This window comes from Polynucleobacter sp. P1-05-14 (assembly GCF_018881675.1).
GTDB lineage: Bacteria > Pseudomonadota > Gammaproteobacteria > Burkholderiales > Burkholderiaceae > Polynucleobacter.
The window spans coordinates 160,982-179,113 of the sequence record NZ_JACVPV010000007.1; the positions used below are offsets into that span (position 1 = coordinate 160,982).

Genomic DNA, 18,132 nt, shown 5'->3' on the forward strand with positions numbered 1-18,132 from the left:
CTGGATGACTCAAAACAGTTCTTCTCCCTCTATGGCAGCAAGTAAAGAAGCAATTCTTAAAAATGCTTTTTCTGCTGCAGTTGCAGTGGCTGATCCACAGGTCATTGTTCCCCAGTACTTAGCAAAGATATTTCCGGTCGGGCAGGAGCCTAAGGGTAAATGTTTGGTAGTGGGTGCAGGTAAAGCTAGTGCTTCGATGGCTAGTGCATTGGAAGCTTATGCCAAATCTCATTGGCCACAGGTGAAATTAGAGGGCGTTGTGCTGACGCGTTATGGTCACAGCTCACCAACTTCCTTCATCAAGATCGTAGAAGCTGGCCATCCAGTGCCCGATCAGGCTGGTATGGATGGAGCTAAAGAAATTTTTGCCTTAACCAATCAATTGGAAAAAGACGACGTATTGATCGCCTTAGTCTCTGGTGGTGGATCAAGCCTTCTTACCCTGCCGCAAGAGGGTATCTCGATTGATGACATGCGCAAGACCACGGAAGCGCTTTTGCGTAGCGGCGCACCTATCGAAGAGATGAACGTGGTGCGTAAACATTTATCTGCAATCTTGGGTGGCAATTTAGCTAGAGTAGCTATCGCCCGTGGCGCACGAGTCGAGGCTTTATTAATTTCTGATGTCACAGGCGACTCACCAGCCGATATTGCTAGCGGTCCATGTGCCGCAGACTACTCAACGTATTTAGATGCGCTCAATATTTTGCAAAAATATGATTTGGATGATTCGGTTATTCCCGCATCAGTATTGAATCATCTCAAACAAGGTTTGGCTGGTGAAAAGCCAGAGACTCTGAAAGATTCTGATTTTATCTCCGCTCAAGTGGCCAATCATGTGATTGCAACTGCCTATAAAAGTTTGGAGGCTGCCGCTGAGTATGTCCGCACGCAGGGTTATGAGCCTATTGTTTTAGGGGACACTATTACTGGTGAGGCGCAAGAAGTGGGTGTGGAGCAGGCTGCGTTAGCTCGTGAATACATGGCCAAGGGAAATACTAAGCCGCTTGCCTTCATTTCAGGTGGTGAATGTACCGTTACTATTCCAGCAGGCGTTAAAGGCCGTGGTGGTCGTTGTAGTGAATACCTGCTCTCACTTTTGGCTGCTAGCTCTGATTTGCCAAGAATGGCTGCTTTGGCTGCTGATACCGATGGAATTGATGGTAGCGAAAAGAATGCTGGAGCCTGGTTTGATGGCACTGTTCGTCAAGCTAGTCATACCGCAGGTCTGGTTCCAGAGAAATTCTTATCCGCGCATGATTGCTATGGCTTCTTTGCAGAATTAGGCGCTTTAGTGGAAACTGGCCCTACACTTACCAATGTGAATGATTTACGCATCATCTTGCTCGATAAATATTATGTCTAATGGTCCTACACAAATTCAACTGATTCAGCCGGATGATTGGCATTTGCACATTCGTGATGGTGAAGTGATGAAAGATGTGTTGGCAGACACTGCACGTCAATTTGCGCGTGCGATCATCATGCCCAATCTCAAGCCACCAGTGACTACTGTGGATTTGGCTAAGGCTTATCAATCTCGCATTGAATCGAATTTAAGGTCTCTGGGTGTCAGTGACTTCACGCCTTTAATGACTTTATATCTCACTGACAATACTTCTGCAGATGAAGTTCGTAAGGCTAAAACTGCAGGCATCGCAGCATTTAAGCTATACCCCGCAGGTGCAACGACGAATAGTGATGCTGGTGTCAGTGATCTTAAACATTGCCATGGGGCATTAGAAGCGATGCAGGCTGTAGGTATGCCACTCTTAGTGCATGGTGAAGTAACCAGCTCTGAAATTGACATCTTTGATCGTGAGGCGGTCTTTATTGATACGGTGCTAGAGCCTTTGCGTAAAAAATTTCCTGAGCTCAAAATCGTCTTTGAACATATCACCACCAAGCAGGCCGCTCACTATGTGCGTGATGCTGCAACCGGTGGAAAGAATACGATTGCAGCCACGATTACACCGCAGCACCTGCTCATGAATCGCAATGCTATTTTTGCAGGCGGCATTCGTCCACATAATTATTGTTTGCCTGTGCTCAAGCGTGAAGAACATCGCATTGCTTTATTGGAAGCTGCAACTAGTGGAAATGCTCGTTTCTTCTTAGGCACCGATAGTGCACCTCATGCTAAGGGCGCTAAGGAGGCGGCTTGTGGTTGTGCGGGTTGTTATAGCGCCTTTAATGCTTTAGGTTTATATGCCGAAGCATTTGAGGGTGTTGGCAAACTGGATAAGTTAGAAGGCTTTGCTAGTTTCTTTGGCCCGGATTTTTATTCTCTGCCACGTAACAGCAAAAAAATTACTCTGGTAAAGCAGGCGCAAAGTATCCCTGTTGAATTGCCATTGGGTGATACCACTATCGTTCCGCTCCGTGCTGGCGAAACCATCGCCTGGTCACTCGTTTAAAAAACACAAATCATTACTTTCTTAGCCAAATTGGCCCGACTGCGTTAGACTGCAGGCGCAGAGTCAATTGGGCAATCGCCGCCTCTTTATTGAGGGGGAGGAAAGTCCGGACTCCATAGGGAAGGGTGATGGCTAACGGCCATCCACGGCGACGTGAGGAATAGGGCCACAGAGACGAGCGTATTTAGTTACGGTGAAACGCGGTAACCTCCACCTGGAGCAATCCCAAGTAAGCAGGCGATGAGGCGTCCCGCTGAGTCTGCGGGTAGGGAGCTTGAGCCGTCAGGTAACTGCCGGCCTAGAGGAATGATTGCCCCTAGATGCAAATCTAGGCGACAGAATCCGGCTTATCGATTGACTCTGCACTTATTCCGCAATGATTTCGACGCTGTAAGTCAGTTCTGCAGTTTTAGCCAACATAGTCGTAGCTGAGCAATATTTTTCATGTGAGAGCTTTACTGCGCGATCTACCTTTGCCTGATCCAAATCTTTTCCTTTGACCGTAAAGTGCAAATTGATCTTAGTGAAGACTTTAGGGTCTTCTGTAGCTCGCTCAGCCTGGAGGACTACTTCACAGCCACTAATGGCCTGACGGGCCCTTTGTAGGATTAAAACCACATCAAATGCAGAGCAACCGCCGGCACCCGCTAAAAGCAGCTCCATTGGCCTTGGAGCGAGGTTTTTGCCACCTGCTTCAGGGGCACCATCCATATTTACCAGGTGGCCGCTGCCGGTTTCTGCAGAAAAAGCCATGCCGCCATTACCCAACCAACTTACTCGACATTCCATTATTAGTGACCCCTAACTTACTAAATTAATCAATATTATCAATAGTTTACCTATTTTATGGGAAATAAAGTTGCTGCATAGCAACATAAAAATATTGATTTTGGTCAATATTCTTGCATCGCACCATGCATATGGATACAATAACCATATTGGTAGTCAGTCTTGTATAAGACTGCGACTTACCTCCCAGTGTCTCCTCCACCCAAACATAGGTGGATTCCAACCCAGGACTCGTTCCTGGGTTTTTTTTAGGTTACAATTCAAGGCTTTACTGAATTACCGAGCCGGTCAGCGGTAATTTGTTGTACCAGTTGAATTGCAGAATCTGCGAGCTTGCAAATATAAGCAGGGCCAAGGTGGACGTAGTTTGGTTGGGGTAATTTTTTTGACCATAACAATTTGAGAAATCATGAAAACTTTTTCTGCAAAATCCCATGAGGTAGTGCATGAATGGTTCGTGATTGACGCTACGGACAAAGTCCTCGGTCGTGTCGCCAGTGAAGTGGCACTCCGTCTACGCGGCAAGCACAAGCCTGAATACACCCCACACGTTGATACTGGCGATTTTATCGTTGTCATCAATTCATCTAAGCTCCGTGTCACAGGCACAAAAGGCTTGAACAAAATTTATTACCGTCACAGCGGATACCCAGGTGGTATTAGCTCGACTAACTTCGACAAGATGCAAGACCGTTTCCCAGGTCGCGCTTTGGAGAAGGCTGTGAAGGGTATGTTGCCAAAAGGCCCACTAGGCTATGCCATGATCAAGAAATTGAAAGTTTATGGCGACGCTAATCATCCGCATACGGCTCAACAGCCTAAAGCGTTAGAGATTTAAGGAACCCAAATGGCTATTAATTACGGAAATTGGAATTACGGTACTGGTCGTCGCAAGAGTTCTGTGGCGCGTGTATTCATTAAATCTGGCAAAGGCGAAATCATTGTTAATGGTAAGCCTATCGATGCCTATTTTGCTCGTGAAACATCACGCATGATCGCTCGTCAGCCTTTGGCTCTCACAGCCCACTTAACGACCTTTGATATCAAAGTAAACGTTTCTGGTGGCGGTGAAACTGGCCAAGCTGGTGCAGTTCGTCACGGTGTTACTCGTGCATTGATCGACTACGACAACGCCTTGAAGCCAGCCCTGTCTAAAGCAGGCTTGGTGACTCGCGATGCTCGTGAAGTTGAGCGTAAAAAAGTTGGTCTGCATGGCGCGCGTCGTCGTAAGCAGTTCAGCAAGCGCTAATTCTTTCAGTCGCTCAAGTTTTATCGAAAGGGTCGCGCAAGCGGCCCTTTTTGTTTCTACAATTGAGGTATTCAGAAGTTTTAAAAGAAACTTCTCATGATCGGTATTTTGGAGAATGGCATGATTAAAGTTGGCATCGTAGGCGGCACTGGATATACCGGAGTGGAATTGTTGCGTTTATTGGCGCAGCATCCTGAGGTAGAGCTCACTGCAATTACTTCTCGCACAGAAGCTGGCATGCCAGTGGCTGAGATGTTTCCATCTTTGCGTGGCCGTGTTGCTCTGAAATTTACAACACCTGATGAAGCCAAGCTGAATGAATGTGATGTGGTGTTCTTTGCAACTCCACATGGTGTTGCGATGGCACAAGCAAAAGAATTACTCGCTAACAATGTGAAGATTTTGGACCTTGCTGCAGACTTTCGTTTGAAGGATGTCAAAGAATTTGCAAAGTGGTATGGCATGGAGCACACCTGCCCAGAAATTTTGGCTGAAGCGGTTTATGGTTTGGCGGAAATTAATCGTGAGGCCATTAAGAAAGCTCGCGTAGTTGGTTTGGCAGGTTGCTATCCAACATCGGTGCAGCTAGGTCTAGCGCCTTTGCTGTCACCTAAATCGACTGGCGGCAAGCACCTGATTGATGGCTCGCATATTATTTCTGATTCAAAGTCGGGTACTTCTGGCGCTGGCCGGAAAGCAGAGATTGGCACACTATTGTCTGAAGCAAGTGATAACTTCAAGGCTTATAGCGTGAAGGGGCATCGCCATTTACCGGAAATCGAGCAGGGTTTAAAAGCCATTGCTGGCCATGATCAGATCGGTTTGACCTTTGTGCCGCATTTAACGCCCATGATTAGAGGTATTCATTCGACCTTGTATGTGCGTTTGACTGACGCAGGTAAAGAGGTTGATTACCAAAAGCTATATGAGAACTTCTATAAGGATGAGCCATTTGTCGATGTCATGCCAGCAGGCAGTCATCCAGAGACGCGTTCTGTGCGGGGTAGCAACGGTATTCGGATTGCGATCCATCGTCCGGGCGGCGGTGACACTTTAGTTATTTTGGTGGTTGAAGACAATTTGGTGAAAGGTGCTTCAGGGCAGGGCGTGCAGTGTATGAACTTGATGTTTGGGTTGCCAGAGACCATGGGTCTTACCCAGATCGCCGTTTCCCCATAATGACCCTTCAGCAAACTGGGCATTAAAAGCCTAAAATAAGACATTGCCTTTTGAATTAGGAGTAAATCATGACCGAATTAGCTACACAACCTGCACAAGATTTAGCCGAGCCGCCAACCCCATTGGTGTTCACGGATAGCGCTGCTGCGAAAGTGGCGGACTTGATTGCTGAAGAAGGCAATCCAGAATTGAAGCTGCGCGTATTCGTTCAAGGTGGCGGTTGCTCAGGATTTCAGTATGGCTTCACATTTGATGACGCTGTGAATGAAGACGATACTCTCTTTGAAAAGAATGGCGTTACCTTGTTGGTAGATTCAATGAGCTTCCAATATTTAGTTGGCGCTGAGATTGATTACAAAGAAGATATCAACGGCTCACAGTTTGTGATTAAGAACCCAAATGCCCAAACTACTTGTGGCTGCGGATCTTCTTTCTCTGCTTAAATAAAAACGAGCTTAATTAATATTTAATTAAGCAGGATAGCAAGCGCCTAGAATTCTAGGACCCTTCGCTCCCGTAACGGCTGGCAAATTTGCTGGCCGTTTTTCTTTGTGGGCCCATGCAAGCCATGCAAAGGCAAGGCCTTCCACAAGTTGCGGATCAATTCCTGCGGATTCACTCGTAGTAATTTCTAATGGCTTTTTGAAGAAATGCTGCGACTTCACTTTGAATAAATTCATCAAGGCATTATTTTTAGCGCCGCCTCCACAGACAATCAGCTTCTGGGTTTGCGGGGCATGACGGGCTAAAGCTTCGAGGGCTGAGTGAGCAGTGAGGTGCAATAAAGTGGCCTGTACATCTTCACAAAGATGATTTTCACCATTCAATTTTTCTTGTAACCAAGCAAGATGAAAGTCGTCTCTACCAGTACTCTTGGGCGGAACTTTTGTAAAGAAAGAATCAGACAACATTTTTGTAAGTAGTGCTTCATGAACTTTTCCTTGTAACGCCCAGTTGCCATTCTCATCAAATGCGTTGCCTTGATGCTCTTGAATCCAGACATCCATCAATATATTTCCTGGCCCGCAATCAAAGCCAGTGACTTCACCATTCTTAGGAAGTAATGTGAGATTTGCGATGCCGCCAATATTGAGAATAGCTAAATTATGATCTTCTACAAACTGTTGCGCATGAAACGCTGGAACCAAAGGTGCTCCATGACCGCCAGCAGCTACATCCCGACTTCTAAAATCCGCAATCACATCAATACCCGTTTTTTCTGCCAAGAGGGCTGGGTTGAGTGTTTGATGTGTATAAGCCATATCACCTAGATGAGGTTGGTGGCGAATGGTCTGACCGTGAGCGCCGATGGCAGCGATATCAGAAGGCTGTAGATTTGCTTTTCTGAGTAACTGGCTAACGGCTTCTGCATAAGCCAAGGCCAAAGCATTTCCTGCCTGTTTTTCTCGGTGAAGCTCATTTGGGCCAGGGCTTTGAAGCTCGGATAGGGTCTTACGGAGCTCCGCTGAGAAAGGGGCGCTAATGGCGTCTAGCGCACTAGCTTCCCCATTAGCCCCTATCTTCGCTAGAACAGCATCTATCCCATCCAGGCTGGTGCCAGACATTAGGCCGATATAGAGGGAATGGGGTTTGTTCATGGAGCTCTCAGGAATGCGACAATTATGCTTTAGCAATTTAACTACTAATTTAACTGAATCAGCAATCCGAATCAGCATGACGGCTAAACCAGAACAAAAATATCCTTTGACCCCTGAAGTCTTTGCGGCGCTCGAAGTCACCAAACGTGGCTGCGATGAGCTATTGGTTGAGGCAGACTGGGTTCAGAAACTGGCTCGTAGCCAAGCTACCAAGACTCCACTCAGGATTAAATTAGGTTTAGATCCTACGGCTCCTGATATTCATCTGGGTCATACCGTTGTTTTGAACAAGTTGCGCCAGTTACAAGACTTAGGTCATACCGTAATTTTCTTGATCGGTGATTTCACTAGCATGATTGGTGATCCATCGGGTCGTAACGCTACCCGCCCTCCATTGACCGCAGAAGAAATCGCAGTCAATGCAGAGACTTACTATCGTCAAGCGAGTATGGTGCTCGATCCTTCTAAAACCGAAGTGCGTTACAACAGCGAGTGGTGTGATCCTTTGGGCGCGCGCGGCATGATTCAGTTGGCTGCTAAACATACTGTTGCTCGTATGCTCGAGCGTGATGACTTTACGAAGCGCTATCGCAATGGTGTGCCTATTTCGATTCATGAGTTTTTATATCCACTCATGCAAGGCTATGACTCCGTTGCACTGAAGAGTGATTTAGAGCTTGGTGGTACGGACCAGAAGTTCAATCTTCTAGTTGGTCGTGAACTCCAACGTGAGTATGGCCAAGAGCCTCAATGTATTTTGACGATGCCACTACTCGTTGGTCTTGATGGTGTTGAGAAGATGAGTAAGTCTAAAGGCAATTACATTGGTATCAGCGAGCCTGCTGGCGATATGTTTGGCAAGCTCTTGAGCATTTCGGATGATTTGATGTGGGACTACTTCACATTACTGTCATTCCGTCCAATGGCTGAGATTGATTTGATGAAGCAAGAGGTTGCTGCTGGCAGAAACCCAAAAGATTGCAAAGTACTGCTCGCCCAAGAAATCGTGGCACGCTTCCACTCGCAAGCCGCAGCAGAAAAAGCTTTAGAAGACTTTAATCACCGCGCTAAGGGTGGCGTGCCTGAGGACATTCCAGAAGTAAGCCTCTCTGGTGCGCCTATGGCAATCGCTAATCTTTTGAAGACCGCAGGTCTTGCCCCATCGACATCTGAAGGGATGCGCAATATTGAGCAAAACGGCGTAAAGATTGATGGTGTAACCGTTGCTGATAAGCAACTAAAGGTTGAAGCTGGAACTTACGTAGTGCAGGTTGGCAAACGAAAGTTTGCGAAGGTAACGCTAGCTTAAATATCTAAGCTAGCACTTCCGCTAGGCGGAGTTAATCCAAAGTGCTCATAGGCTTGGCGAGTTGCTACTCGGCCGCGCGAGGTTCTTTGTAGGTAGCCCTGTTGAATCAAATAGGGTTCAAGAACATCTTCAATGGTGTCGCGTTCTTCACCAATCGCTGCGGCCAAGTTATCAATGCCTACTGGGCCACCATCAAACTTGTGCAAGATTGCTTCCAAGAGTTTTCTGTCCATCACATCAAAGCCGCTTGGATCCACGTCCAGCATCTTCAGTGCAGCATCTGCCATAGCTTTAGTGATCGTGCCAGTGCCTTTTACTTCTGCATAGTCACGAACGCGGCGTAATAGGCGGTTGGCAATACGAGGAGTGCCACGAGCACGCTTTGCAATTTCAACGGACCCTTCTGGATCAATATCAGCCTTAAGTAAGCTGGCTGAGCGATTAATGATTTTGGTGAGCTCTTCAGTCGTGTAGAACTCGAGTCTGGCCACAATACCAAAGCGATCACGCAGTGGGTTAGTTAGCATGCCGGCGCGAGTAGTTGCACCGATCAAGGTAAATGGTTTGAGATCAATTTTCACGCTACGGGCTGCAGGACCTTCGCCAATCATGATGTCTAGGCTGTAATCCTCTAGTGCGGGATACAGAATTTCTTCCACAACTGGAGATAAGCGATGAATCTCATCAATAAAGAGAACATCGTTTTCTTCTAAATTGGTAAGTAAGGCAGCAAGATCGCCCGGCCTGTCTAGAACAGGGCCACTCGTTTGACGTAAGTTCACACCTAGCTCTCTCGCAATAATGTGAGCAAGAGTTGTTTTACCAAGTCCAGGAGGCCCAAACAAGAGAACGTGGTCTAAGGCTTCTTGGCGCGCTCTCGTAGCGCTGATGAAAATCTCTAATTGTGCTCTGGCCTTAGTTTGGCCAACATACTCATCGAGTTGTTTAGGGCGAAGGGCTCTTTCAAAGACGGCTTCAGTATTGCCTGCTGCACCGCTCACAATGCGGGCATTACCTTCTGGTAAATCTTCAGGAATGGAGCTGAGGTCGTCTGTATGTATTGCCATGCTGAGAGTTTAGTGCCGTTTGGCTATTAGGCTTTAGATAGATACTTCAATCCCATACGGATGCCATCTGAAATACTGGTATCGGGTGGAATTTGCTTAAGTGCTAACAGTGCTTCTTTTTCTGAATAACCTAGCGCCAAGAGCGCTTGCAATACTTCGCTGCTAGTTTCAATCGCCGGAGGTTTGTCGCCAGTAATGCCTAAGTCTGGAGCTAGTTTACCTTTGAGTTCTAGGCAGAGACGTTCAGCGGTTTTCTTGCCGATGCCAGGCACTTGTGTGAGACGTCCAGCCTCCTGAAGCGCAATAGCTTGCGCCAGTTCATTAACACTCATGCCTGAGAGAACGGCTAGTGCCGTACGGGAGCCAACACCACTAATTTTGATCAGCTGTCTAAATGCTTCACGCTCAGCCTCAGTTGCAAAACCAAAAAGTTGCTGCGCATCTTCGCGAACTTGGAAGTGCGTTAGAAGAGTGATTTTTTGACCAGCCTGAGGCAATTGATACAACGTGCTCATAGGCACATCAACCTCATAACCAATCCCTTGGCAGTCGACCAAGAGGCGAGGAGGGTGAACCGAAACGAGAGTACCTTGAATGCGACCAATCATGTAGAGATCTTAACCTGTGATGTGTATTTTTACTTGCTACGTTTCTTGGGAGCCAAGGCAGCACTAATTGCTTTTGGTATTTGTGCATGATGAGCAGCACAAATGGCAACACCTAGTGCATCAGAGGCGTCAGTACCAGGGGCGCGATTGAGTTTCAGGAGGCGCTTTACCATTTCTTGGACCTGAGGCTTGGCTGCTCTACCACTGCCAACAATGGACTGCTTGACTCTTAAGGCGCTGTACTCAGCTACAGGGAGTTTTTCAGAAACAAGGGCGGCAATGATTGCACCCCGAGCTTGGCCCAACATCAGCGTAGAGCGGGGATTAACGTTTAAGAAAACCTCTTCGATCGCGGCAGATTCTGGGTGATAGGTCTCTAAAACTTCTTTGACACCGGCATAGAGGGCGCCTAAGCGCTCAGGTAAACCATTGGCTGGGTCGCCACTCTCAATCGTCCCAGAGGCTACGTAAGTCAGCTTTTGGCCATCGACATCGATGACTCCAAAGCCGGTAGTCCGCAAACCTGGGTCGATTCCAATCCAGCGCATGAGTTTTTTATAACTTCTTGTTTTCTTAGTGACGGAAGTGACGGGTGCCAGTAAAGATCATGGCAATGCCATGCTCATTTGCTGCCGCAATGATTTCATCATCACGCATGCTGCCACCAGGCTGAATTGCGCAGCTGGCACCACCATTAACAACCACATCTAAGCCATCACGGAACGGGAAGAAGGCATCGCTTGCTACTGCAGACCCTTTGAGGCTTAAGCCAGCGTTCTCAGCCTTGATGCTAGCCATGCGCGCAGAGTCTACGCGGCTCATTTGACCGGCACCGATACCAAGAGTCATTCCATTAGCGCAATACACAATGGCATTGGATTTCACAAACTTGGCTACGCGCCATGCAAACATCATGTCGTGCATTTCGCTTGGGGTTGGCAGACGCTTACTGACAACGCGCATTTCACTTTCGAGAACATTCTTAGCATCAGGAGATTGCACCAGCAAACCACCGCCAACACGTTTGAAATCAAAGGTATTAAATGCAGTACCCAATGGAATTTCTAGAAGACGTACATTTTGTTTCGCAGCAAAGATCGCTTTAGCTTCATCACTAAAGCTAGGCGCAATCAATACTTCCACGAATTGCTTGGAGATGGCTTCAGCTGCAGTGCCATCGCAAGGCACGTTAAAGGCAATGATGCCGCCAAAGGCGGAGCTCGGATCGGTTTTGAAGGCTTTTTGATAGGCTTCAAGGGCTGAAGCACCAACAGCTACGCCACAAGGGTTGGCATGCTTGATGATGACGCAAGCTGCAGCGCCACCGGCATTGCCAGTAAAGCTCTTAACGCATTCCCAGGCAGAATCTGCATCGGCAATATTGTTGTAAGAAAGTTCTTTCCCTTGCAACTGCTTGTAATTTGCTAATGCGCCATCGACGGGGTAAATATCTTTATAGAACGCTGCAGACTGGTGTGGATTCTCGCCATAACGCATCTCTTGTACTTTTTCAAAGGCAAAGTGCAAAGTTTCTGGGTAGGCAGAACGGGCTTTGTGATCAAGATCATCACCTAATGCTGAGAGATAGTTAGCAATCGCACCATCGTATTGCGCGGTATGTGCAAATACTTTTTTCGCTAAAGCCAAGTTGGTTTTGTAAGAAACGACATTCTTATTGGCCTTCATTTCAGCCAAGACTGGAGCGTAATCTTCAGGTGAAATCAGCACGGTGACATCTTGGTGATTCTTTGCAGCGGCACGCAACATGGCTGGACCACCGATATCAATGTTTTCGACCGCATCTTCGAATGAGCAGTTTTCCTTAGCGACTGTTTCATTGAAGGGGTAAAGATTAATCACGAGCATATCAATGGTGTCTATGCCATGCTCTTTCAGGGCTGCCATATGCTCTGGAAAATCTCTACGAGCTAATAAGCCGCCATGCACCATTGGGTGGAGGGTCTTAACGCGACCATCCAGCATCTCCGGAAATTTCGTTAAAGAAGAAACTTCGACAACAGGCAGATTGTTTTCGGCCAAGAGTTTTGCTGTGCCGCCAGTAGAAATGAGCTTAATGCCTTGTTCGTGGAGGGCTTTAGCAAAAGGCACGATGCCATTTTTATCGGAGACGGAGAGTAGGGATGTACGGATCATGGTTTTCGGAGCTTAATTTAAAAAATGGCTTTGTTATTAGTAAAGTTTGCGCTTACTTCAGAAGTTGATGTTCAACCAACTTCTTGTGCAGGGTGTTGCGATTAATGCCCAGATACTGCGCTGCCAGTGATTGATTTTGCTTGGCATGCTGCATCACTAATTCCAGCATTGGTTTTTCAACAACAGCCAATACCATGTCATAGATATCAGTTGGTGCAGTTCCTTTGAGGTCATTCAGATAACCCTGCAATTGGGTTTCAATACATTCGGTAATCGGGTGCTTATTGGTCATAACAATCTATCAATGCAAAAACAAAAAAATAAATAAAGAAACTAAACTCAGTTAAAGCTATGCCGCTTCCAAAAATAACAAGCGGTCAGAATGGGATTTCATTTCGTCAAAATAATCATTGACCATTTGCAGTTGGGTTTTGCAATCGTCGGCAGTATTCATACGCTGGCGGAAGGCATGGGAGTCACGCAACCCTTTGCAGTACCAGCCAATATGCTTACGAGCAGTACGCAGGCCAATATGCTCACCATAAAACTCGTAGTGGTCTAAGAGGTGTGCATTCATGATGCCCTGAATCTCATTGATCTCAGGGGTCGGAAGCTTGCCGCCGGTTTCAAGATAGTGGTTGACTTCACGGAAGATCCAAGGACGGCCTTGAGCGGCTCGTCCAATCATGATGGCATTGGCACCAGTGAGCTTTAAAACTTGCTCCGCCTTTTCTGGGCTGGTGATATCGCCATTAGCCACAACCGGAATGCGCACACTATTTTTGACTGCGGTAATCGTTTCGTACTCTGCTTCACCGTGATACAGGTCTGCTCTCGTACGGCCATGGACCGTCAGCATGGAGATGCCGGATTTTTCTGCAAGACGCGCTATCTCAATAGCATTCTTATGTTCGCGATCCCAGCCCGTACGAATTTTCAAAGTCACTGGTACTGCATCTGGTCCGATACCAACGGCATTCACAACTGCTTCTAGAATTTGCTGGACCAAAGGCTCATCACGCAATAGGGCGGAACCAGCGGCAACATTGCATACTTTCTTTGCGGGACACCCCATATTGATATCGATAATCTGGGCGCCGTGATCTACGTTGATTTTTGCCGCTGCCGCCATCATTGCTGGATCAGCGCCAGCAATTTGAACGGCAATCGGTTTGAATTCACCAACATGATTCGCGCGACGTTGCGTTTTTTCACTTTTCCAAAGCAAGGCATTTGAGGCGACCATTTCAGAAACTGCATACCCGGCCCCCAACTTCTTACATAGCTGTCTAAATGGGCGATCCGTTACCCCAGCCATCGGGGCCACAAATAACTTATTTGCGAGGAGGTGAGGACCAATATTCATCTAAAAGGGCGCGTGCGGAAAGCATGACACTTTAGCACAGTCAGACCCAAATCTGCCTATTTTTTAGGCAGATTGCTTATTACAGATCAAACGGAGAATGCTTAAATTTTGAGGGTGATTTAAGGGCTTTAGCGCCTACCAAACATCATCTGGCGAGCTAAGGCTGTCTTGACTGGTGGAAGCCACTGCAGGGCGCTTAAAGCCAGTCCACGGGCTGCAACAACTGGAGCTAAATTAGATGTAAATACTCTAGCCATAAAGTCTGTAAGACCAATTGTGGTTTTTCTATCTACTTTGCGACTTTGCGCATAACTCTGGAGTGCATTTTCGACATCTGCTGGAGATTGTTTCTCTGCGGCCCCAGAAAATACCTCAACTAACTTTTCTGACAGTAAGAAGGCATCTCGTAATCCTAAGTTCAAACCTTGGCCTGCTACTGGGTGCAAAGTTTGAGCGGCATTGCCAATCCAAACCGCATTGTCATGAGTAATCTCTTTGCGATAGTTCAAGCCAAGTTCATATAAGCGACGATCTTGAATTTTCAGAAATTGTCCAATACGTGAACCAAATTCTTTTTGTAGTTCAGCTAAGAAGTCTATGTCACTCAGTTGTAAACGATGCCGCGAGGATTCTGGCGAGCCGCACCAAACCAGATTCAAAATATTATGTCCGTAGTGACTTGGCAAAACTGCTAAAGGGCCTTCAGCAGTAAAGCGCTCCCAAGCTTGATGGGGCTCTGCATTCTCTACTTCAACCAAGCCTACTAAGGCTGACTGACCATAGTCACGTCCAGATTCAACCCAGTCTTGGGTCTTAAATAAACCACCTTCAGCATGTACAACGCATTTTGCGTGGATGCTATTTTCCTCGCCATCTTTGTTGATGTGCTCCCAAATAAAGTTAGGGCTCTTTGCTTGAATGGCACGTAAGGCGTGACGCAGGGCCATATGAATATCGCGATAACGAATAATGTGCCCTAGCGCATCTTGCTTGAGTTCTTCACGCGTCATCAGTGCGCGGCCAAAGAGACCAGCTTGTGAAACGTGTACTTGATGAATTTCTGCAAACTCTTTTGGCCATGCATTAATCGTATCGAGCAAGAGTTTGCTGCCATGAGATAGCGCTATACCTCGACTATCAGCATTTGCCAGATCATTGTCGTTGACGGGATTGCGATCAAGTAAAAGGATTTTTGCATCAGGAAATTTTTGCAATGTCCAAGCCGCGCAAGCGAGTCCAACTGGACCGCCGCCCTGAATCAAGATATCGCAACTAGATGAATTCATTTTGATCGGGATGGCCTTAAGCATTCTTCATGAGCGCTTCGATTTCATCGGCATTGACAGGCGCGCCTCGAGAAATCAACTCACACCCAGAATCATTGATGACGGCGTCATCTTCAATGCGAATACCAATATTCCAAAATGCCTGATCAATATCATCTGCAGGTCTGACATAGAGGCCTGGTTCCACTGTAATGACCATACCGCTTTTGAGAATGCGCCAAGGCTTTTCTTCATTTGATGAATTTTGGCTAGCTTCACGGTAGGAGCCCACATCGTGGACATCCATACCCAGCCAGTGCGACGTGCGGTGCATATAGAAACGACGGTAGGCGCCAGTTTCAATGGCATTTTCTAAAGAGCCCAGCTCTGCCAGTTTGAGAAGCTTTTCATCTAGCAAACCTTGGGTAAGGACTTTTAGGGCTGCCTCATGTGGCTGCATAAATGTATTGCCAGGTTTAGTCAGCGCAATCGCAGCTTCTTGCGCAGCTAATGTAATGTCATATAGAGCGCGTTGAGGCCCAGTAAATTTTCCATTCACTGGAAAAGTCCTGGTGATGTCGGAGGCATAGCCATCAAGTTCACAGCCTGCATCAATTAAGCAAAGCTCGCCACTACGTAATTCAGTTGAGTCGGCGCGATAGTGAAGAATGCAAGAATTTGCACCGCCGGCAACTATGCTGTTGTAGGCAACGCTTTGTGCACCACTATTGCGGAACTCATGCAGTATTTCAGCTTCGAGTTGATATTCACGCATGCCGGGCTTACAGATTTGCATGGCGCGTATATGCGCACGAGCAGAAATGGCTGCAGCACGACGCATGATATCAATTTCATGCGCATCTTTAAATAAACGCATTTCATGAATCAGTGTCTCAACATCATGAAATTCTGATGGTGGATTGATTCCAGAACGCGCTTGGCCGCGCACCTGCTTCATCCAGTGACGTAGGCGTCTATCGGCTTCGGCGCTCTCAGCAAGGCGAATATATACCGCATCTTGATCAGCTAATAAGTCACTCAGTCTTTGGTCTAACTCTTGATTGCTGTGTGCATAGTCAATACCCAAAGCGTCAGGTGCTGCGTCAGGTCCAAGGCGAATGCCATCCCAAATTTCTCGTTCAGGATCTTTGGGTCTGCAAAATAAGTGAGATTGCAGTTGGTAGTTTTTTCCATTGCCGCCAACCTTCATGACCAGTGTTGCGCCTGGCTCTTCGAAACCCGTCAAGTAATAAAAGTCGCTGTCGTGACGATAAGGAAATTCACTGTCACGGTTGCGAGCAAGTTCAGGAGCAGTTGAGATGACGGCAATACCTCCGCCAGTCTTGGAAAAAATTTGTTCTGCTAATTGGTTTCTGCGAAGCTGATAAATATTCGTTTTATTCATATGCTGCATTAAGCTCTTGTAAGCGTTGTGGTGTGCCTACATCGTGCCATGGACCGAGATATTTTTCACCAGACACTTTATTTTGCTCCATTGCCGTCCTCAATAGAGGTGCGAGCTTGGCTGGAGCTCCGAATTCCAGGTCCTTAAAGAGGTCTTTGTGATAAATCCCAATTCCAGAGAAGGTGAGCTTTTCTGCTCCAAGTGATTGGGTATTTCCAACTACTGAACCTTGGAGGTAAAAATCTCCTTCAGGATGCTGGACTGGGTTGGGAACCATTAATAAATGGGCCAAAGGCTTGTTTTCATCCATGCGCATTTTGGCAGCTGTTTCCACAAGCTGGGTAATTGGTAGGTTTGGGCTAAATACGTCCCCATTAATCACCAAGAAGTAGTTTTCGGGCGCAATGATGGGGAGCGCCTTGCAAATACCTCCAGCGGTTTCGAGGGCCTTGCCTTCCGGGGAGTATTGAATGTGAAGACCAAATTGCTCTCCATCACCTAGGGTTGCCTCAATTTTTTCACCTAACCAAGCATGGTTAATCACCACGTTTTGAATCTTTGCTTTCGCTAGGGCTTCTAAATGCCACTCTAGCAGCGATTTATTCTGAATGCGAAGTAACGGTTTGGGTAAATTATCCGTGAGGGGCCGCATGCGCTCACCACGACCAGCTGCTAGTAAAAAACAAGGTATGGAATTGAGCTGACTCATGGCTGATGAATTACGCTTGATTGACGCGAGTGGATTCCAAAAGTCGGGCCAATGGTTTTAGTTCAATATAACGGTTCGCCGTCGCAATCGCGTATTCCAGTACGAGTGGAATGTCCTTGATGTAGCCATCCTTACCATCACGATGAAGGAGTCTTGCAAAAATGCCCAAGACTTTAAGGTGGCGCTGTAATCCCATCCATTCAAAATCACGATAGAGCTGTCCAAAATCATCTGGCATTGGTAATCCTGCTTTACGACCTTCTTCCCAAAATTTAATGACCCAATCAATCACACGTTCTTCTGGCCATGCAACGTAAGCATCGCGCCACAGTGAAGAAGCATCATAAGTAATAGGACCATAAACTGCATCCTGAAAGTCAATCACTCCGGGGTTATTTCTTTCGGTCACCATTAAGTTACGAGAATGGTAATCACGATGCACATACACTTTAGCTTGCGCTAAATTATTTTCGATAATGAGCTCAAAAGCTTTTTTGAGTTGCTCTGTTTGTTGTTCGCTCAGATTGATATTGAGATGCTTCTTTAGATACCACTCTGGAAATAAATCTAATTCTCGTTGTAATAGCGCTTCATCATAGTTTGGCAAAACCCCTGGTTTGCTTGCCAGCTGCAAGAGTACTAGGGCATGAGTTGCATCTTTGTAGAGATGGTCAGCCGTTTCATGATTGAGTTCGGCTAAGTAGGTTTTTGTGCCTAAATCATTTAACAGCAAGAAGCCTTCAGCAAGATTTTGCTCTAGGATTTTTGGTACATTTAAACCAGCCTCAGCGAGTAATAAATCGACCTTTATGAAGACATCCAAAGGCTCATGTTGGGGCGGGGCATCCATCACGATCAAAGTCCCAAATTTGGGGTTTTTGGACTCAATTCGGAAATAGCGTCGAAAGCTGGCGTCAGCCGAGGCTGGCACCAAAGAGTCGAGATCTAATTGCCAGCTAGCTTCTAGGGCTTTTAGCCAGTTACGGAGGGTGTTTAAGCGTGAGTCAGTCATGGTCG

19 protein-coding genes and 1 other RNA gene are annotated in these 18,132 nt (G+C 46.8%); 8 read left to right on the plus strand and 12 right to left on the minus strand.

Features of this window, described 5'->3' with window-relative positions; all coding sequences use genetic code 11:
- The first annotated feature begins 4 nt into the window (after positions 1-4).
- The 3 genes from ICN37_RS05615 to rnpB all read left to right on the plus strand — a co-directional run bounded on the left by ICN37_RS05615 (position 5) and on the right by rnpB (position 2,783).
- Positions 5-1,366: a glycerate kinase gene (locus ICN37_RS05615; protein WP_216155440.1), complete on the plus strand. Its 1,362-nt coding sequence runs from the start codon at positions 5-7 to the stop codon at positions 1,364-1,366.
- A complete protein-coding gene (pyrC, locus tag ICN37_RS05620; RefSeq protein WP_216155441.1) occupies positions 1,359-2,417 on the plus strand; it encodes a dihydroorotase in 1,059 nt (352 codons plus the stop codon). Before ICN37_RS05615 ends, pyrC begins: the two co-directional genes overlap by 8 nt.
- A 59-nt stretch (positions 2,418-2,476) precedes the next feature.
- An RNA gene (rnpB, locus tag ICN37_RS05625) (RNase P RNA component class A) lies at positions 2,477-2,783 on the plus strand.
- Here the strand turns inward: rnpB and ICN37_RS05630 are convergent.
- Positions 2,784-3,206, minus strand: a complete 423-nt coding sequence (locus tag ICN37_RS05630) for an OsmC family protein (RefSeq protein ID WP_215358648.1) — start codon at positions 3,204-3,206, stop codon at positions 2,784-2,786. It abuts the RNA gene before it with no gap.
- Between the two features lie 409 nt (positions 3,207-3,615).
- On the opposite strand from ICN37_RS05630, the gene rplM reads away from it, so the two are divergent.
- The 4 genes from rplM to erpA all read left to right on the plus strand — a co-directional run bounded on the left by rplM (position 3,616) and on the right by erpA (position 6,077).
- A complete protein-coding gene (gene rplM / locus ICN37_RS05635; RefSeq protein ID WP_072582725.1) occupies positions 3,616-4,044 on the plus strand; it encodes a 50S ribosomal protein L13 in 429 nt (142 codons plus the stop codon).
- 9 nt (positions 4,045-4,053) lie between these two features.
- Positions 4,054-4,455, plus strand: a complete 402-nt coding sequence (gene rpsI, locus ICN37_RS05640) for a 30S ribosomal protein S9 (protein ID WP_072582726.1) — start codon at positions 4,054-4,056, stop codon at positions 4,453-4,455.
- A 120-nt stretch (positions 4,456-4,575) separates the two neighbouring features.
- Entirely contained in the window at positions 4,576-5,634 is a 1,059-nt protein-coding gene (gene argC / locus ICN37_RS05645) for an N-acetyl-gamma-glutamyl-phosphate reductase (protein ID WP_215322359.1), read from the plus strand.
- Between the two features lie 68 nt (positions 5,635-5,702).
- Positions 5,703-6,077 (plus strand): iron-sulfur cluster insertion protein ErpA, encoded by a 375-nt coding sequence (gene erpA, locus ICN37_RS05650; protein WP_068319574.1) that lies wholly within the window; start codon positions 5,703-5,705, stop codon positions 6,075-6,077.
- 27 nt (positions 6,078-6,104) lie between these two features.
- Here the strand turns inward: erpA and ICN37_RS05655 are convergent, their stop codons facing one another.
- Positions 6,105-7,232 (minus strand): anhydro-N-acetylmuramic acid kinase, encoded by a 1,128-nt coding sequence (locus ICN37_RS05655; RefSeq protein ID WP_216155443.1) that lies wholly within the window; start codon positions 7,230-7,232, stop codon positions 6,105-6,107.
- 76 nt (positions 7,233-7,308) lie between these two features.
- On the opposite strand from ICN37_RS05655, the gene tyrS reads away from it, so the two are divergent.
- Complete coding sequence (gene tyrS / locus ICN37_RS05660; RefSeq protein WP_216155580.1) at positions 7,309-8,541, plus strand: tyrosine--tRNA ligase; 1,233 nt, start codon at positions 7,309-7,311, stop codon at positions 8,539-8,541.
- On the opposite strand, the gene ruvB is transcribed toward tyrS, so the two are convergent.
- The 10 genes from ruvB to ICN37_RS05710 form a co-directional block, all read right to left on the minus strand.
- Complete coding sequence (ruvB, locus tag ICN37_RS05665) at positions 8,538-9,608, minus strand: Holliday junction branch migration DNA helicase RuvB (RefSeq protein ID WP_216155445.1); 1,071 nt, start codon at positions 9,606-9,608, stop codon at positions 8,538-8,540. The two genes, tyrS and ruvB, sit on opposite strands and share 4 nt — an antisense overlap.
- 26 nt (positions 9,609-9,634) lie before the next feature.
- The gene (gene ruvA, locus ICN37_RS05670) at positions 9,635-10,216 is read right to left on the minus strand and encodes a Holliday junction branch migration protein RuvA (protein WP_216155447.1); all 582 of its coding nucleotides are present in this window, start codon (positions 10,214-10,216) and stop codon (positions 9,635-9,637) included.
- A 29-nt stretch (positions 10,217-10,245) separates the two neighbouring features.
- Entirely contained in the window at positions 10,246-10,764 is a 519-nt protein-coding gene (gene ruvC / locus ICN37_RS05675) for a crossover junction endodeoxyribonuclease RuvC (RefSeq protein WP_215321040.1), read from the minus strand.
- Positions 10,765-10,789: 25 nt separating this feature from the next.
- Positions 10,790-12,370, minus strand: coding sequence for a bifunctional phosphoribosylaminoimidazolecarboxamide formyltransferase/IMP cyclohydrolase (gene purH, locus ICN37_RS05680; protein ID WP_216155449.1), 1,581 nt, complete (start codon positions 12,368-12,370; stop codon positions 10,790-10,792).
- Between the two features lie 52 nt (positions 12,371-12,422).
- Entirely contained in the window at positions 12,423-12,662 is a 240-nt protein-coding gene (locus ICN37_RS05685; RefSeq protein WP_072582732.1) for a helix-turn-helix domain-containing protein, read from the minus strand.
- 57 nt (positions 12,663-12,719) lie between these two features.
- Positions 12,720-13,736: a tRNA dihydrouridine synthase DusB gene (gene dusB / locus ICN37_RS05690; protein ID WP_072582733.1), complete on the minus strand. Its 1,017-nt coding sequence runs from the start codon at positions 13,734-13,736 to the stop codon at positions 12,720-12,722.
- A gap of 128 nt (positions 13,737-13,864) precedes the next feature.
- Positions 13,865-15,022 (minus strand): FAD-dependent monooxygenase, encoded by a 1,158-nt coding sequence (locus ICN37_RS05695; RefSeq protein ID WP_216155452.1) that lies wholly within the window; start codon positions 15,020-15,022, stop codon positions 13,865-13,867.
- Between the two features lie 16 nt (positions 15,023-15,038).
- Complete coding sequence (gene pepP / locus ICN37_RS05700; RefSeq protein WP_370623818.1) at positions 15,039-16,406, minus strand: Xaa-Pro aminopeptidase; 1,368 nt, start codon at positions 16,404-16,406, stop codon at positions 15,039-15,041.
- The gene (gene murU, locus ICN37_RS05705; protein ID WP_072582734.1) at positions 16,399-17,115 is read right to left on the minus strand and encodes an N-acetylmuramate alpha-1-phosphate uridylyltransferase MurU; all 717 of its coding nucleotides are present in this window, start codon (positions 17,113-17,115) and stop codon (positions 16,399-16,401) included. The genes pepP and murU overlap by 8 nt, the downstream gene beginning before the upstream one ends.
- A 10-nt stretch (positions 17,116-17,125) precedes the next feature.
- Complete coding sequence (locus ICN37_RS05710; RefSeq protein ID WP_216155456.1) at positions 17,126-18,127, minus strand: aminoglycoside phosphotransferase family protein; 1,002 nt, start codon at positions 18,125-18,127, stop codon at positions 17,126-17,128.
- Positions 18,128-18,132: the final 5 nt, after the last annotated feature.

Bases quoted from the DNA above. Each gene is read 5' to 3' on its own strand.
- ICN37_RS05615 (WP_216155440.1), top strand. From the start codon at position 5: ATGACTCAAAACAGTTCTTCTCCCTCTATGGCAGCAAGTAAAGAAGCA.
- pyrC (WP_216155441.1), top strand. From the start codon at position 1,359: ATGTCTAATGGTCCTACACAAATTCAACTGATTCAGCCGGATGATTGG.
- ICN37_RS05630 (WP_215358648.1), bottom strand. From the start codon at position 3,206: ATGGAATGTCGAGTAAGTTGGTTGGGTAATGGCGGCATGGCTTTTTCT.
- rplM (WP_072582725.1), top strand. From the start codon at position 3,616: ATGAAAACTTTTTCTGCAAAATCCCATGAGGTAGTGCATGAATGGTTC.
- rpsI (WP_072582726.1), top strand. From the start codon at position 4,054: ATGGCTATTAATTACGGAAATTGGAATTACGGTACTGGTCGTCGCAAG.
- argC (WP_215322359.1), top strand. From the start codon at position 4,576: ATGATTAAAGTTGGCATCGTAGGCGGCACTGGATATACCGGAGTGGAA.
- erpA (WP_068319574.1), top strand. From the start codon at position 5,703: ATGACCGAATTAGCTACACAACCTGCACAAGATTTAGCCGAGCCGCCA.
- ICN37_RS05655 (WP_216155443.1), bottom strand. From the start codon at position 7,232: ATGAACAAACCCCATTCCCTCTATATCGGCCTAATGTCTGGCACCAGC.
- tyrS (WP_216155580.1), top strand. From the start codon at position 7,309: ATGACGGCTAAACCAGAACAAAAATATCCTTTGACCCCTGAAGTCTTT.
- ruvB (WP_216155445.1), bottom strand. From the start codon at position 9,608: ATGGCAATACATACAGACGACCTCAGCTCCATTCCTGAAGATTTACCA.
- ruvA (WP_216155447.1), bottom strand. From the start codon at position 10,216: ATGATTGGTCGCATTCAAGGTACTCTCGTTTCGGTTCACCCTCCTCGC.
- ruvC (WP_215321040.1), bottom strand. From the start codon at position 10,764: ATGCGCTGGATTGGAATCGACCCAGGTTTGCGGACTACCGGCTTTGGA.
- purH (WP_216155449.1), bottom strand. From the start codon at position 12,370: ATGATCCGTACATCCCTACTCTCCGTCTCCGATAAAAATGGCATCGTG.
- ICN37_RS05685 (WP_072582732.1), bottom strand. From the start codon at position 12,662: ATGACCAATAAGCACCCGATTACCGAATGTATTGAAACCCAATTGCAG.
- dusB (WP_072582733.1), bottom strand. From the start codon at position 13,736: ATGAATATTGGTCCTCACCTCCTCGCAAATAAGTTATTTGTGGCCCCG.
- ICN37_RS05695 (WP_216155452.1), bottom strand. From the start codon at position 15,022: ATGAATTCATCTAGTTGCGATATCTTGATTCAGGGCGGCGGTCCAGTT.
- pepP (WP_370623818.1), bottom strand. From the start codon at position 16,406: ATGAATAAAACGAATATTTATCAGCTTCGCAGAAACCAATTAGCAGAA.
- murU (WP_072582734.1), bottom strand. From the start codon at position 17,115: ATGAGTCAGCTCAATTCCATACCTTGTTTTTTACTAGCAGCTGGTCGT.
- ICN37_RS05710 (WP_216155456.1), bottom strand. From the start codon at position 18,127: ATGACTGACTCACGCTTAAACACCCTCCGTAACTGGCTAAAAGCCCTA.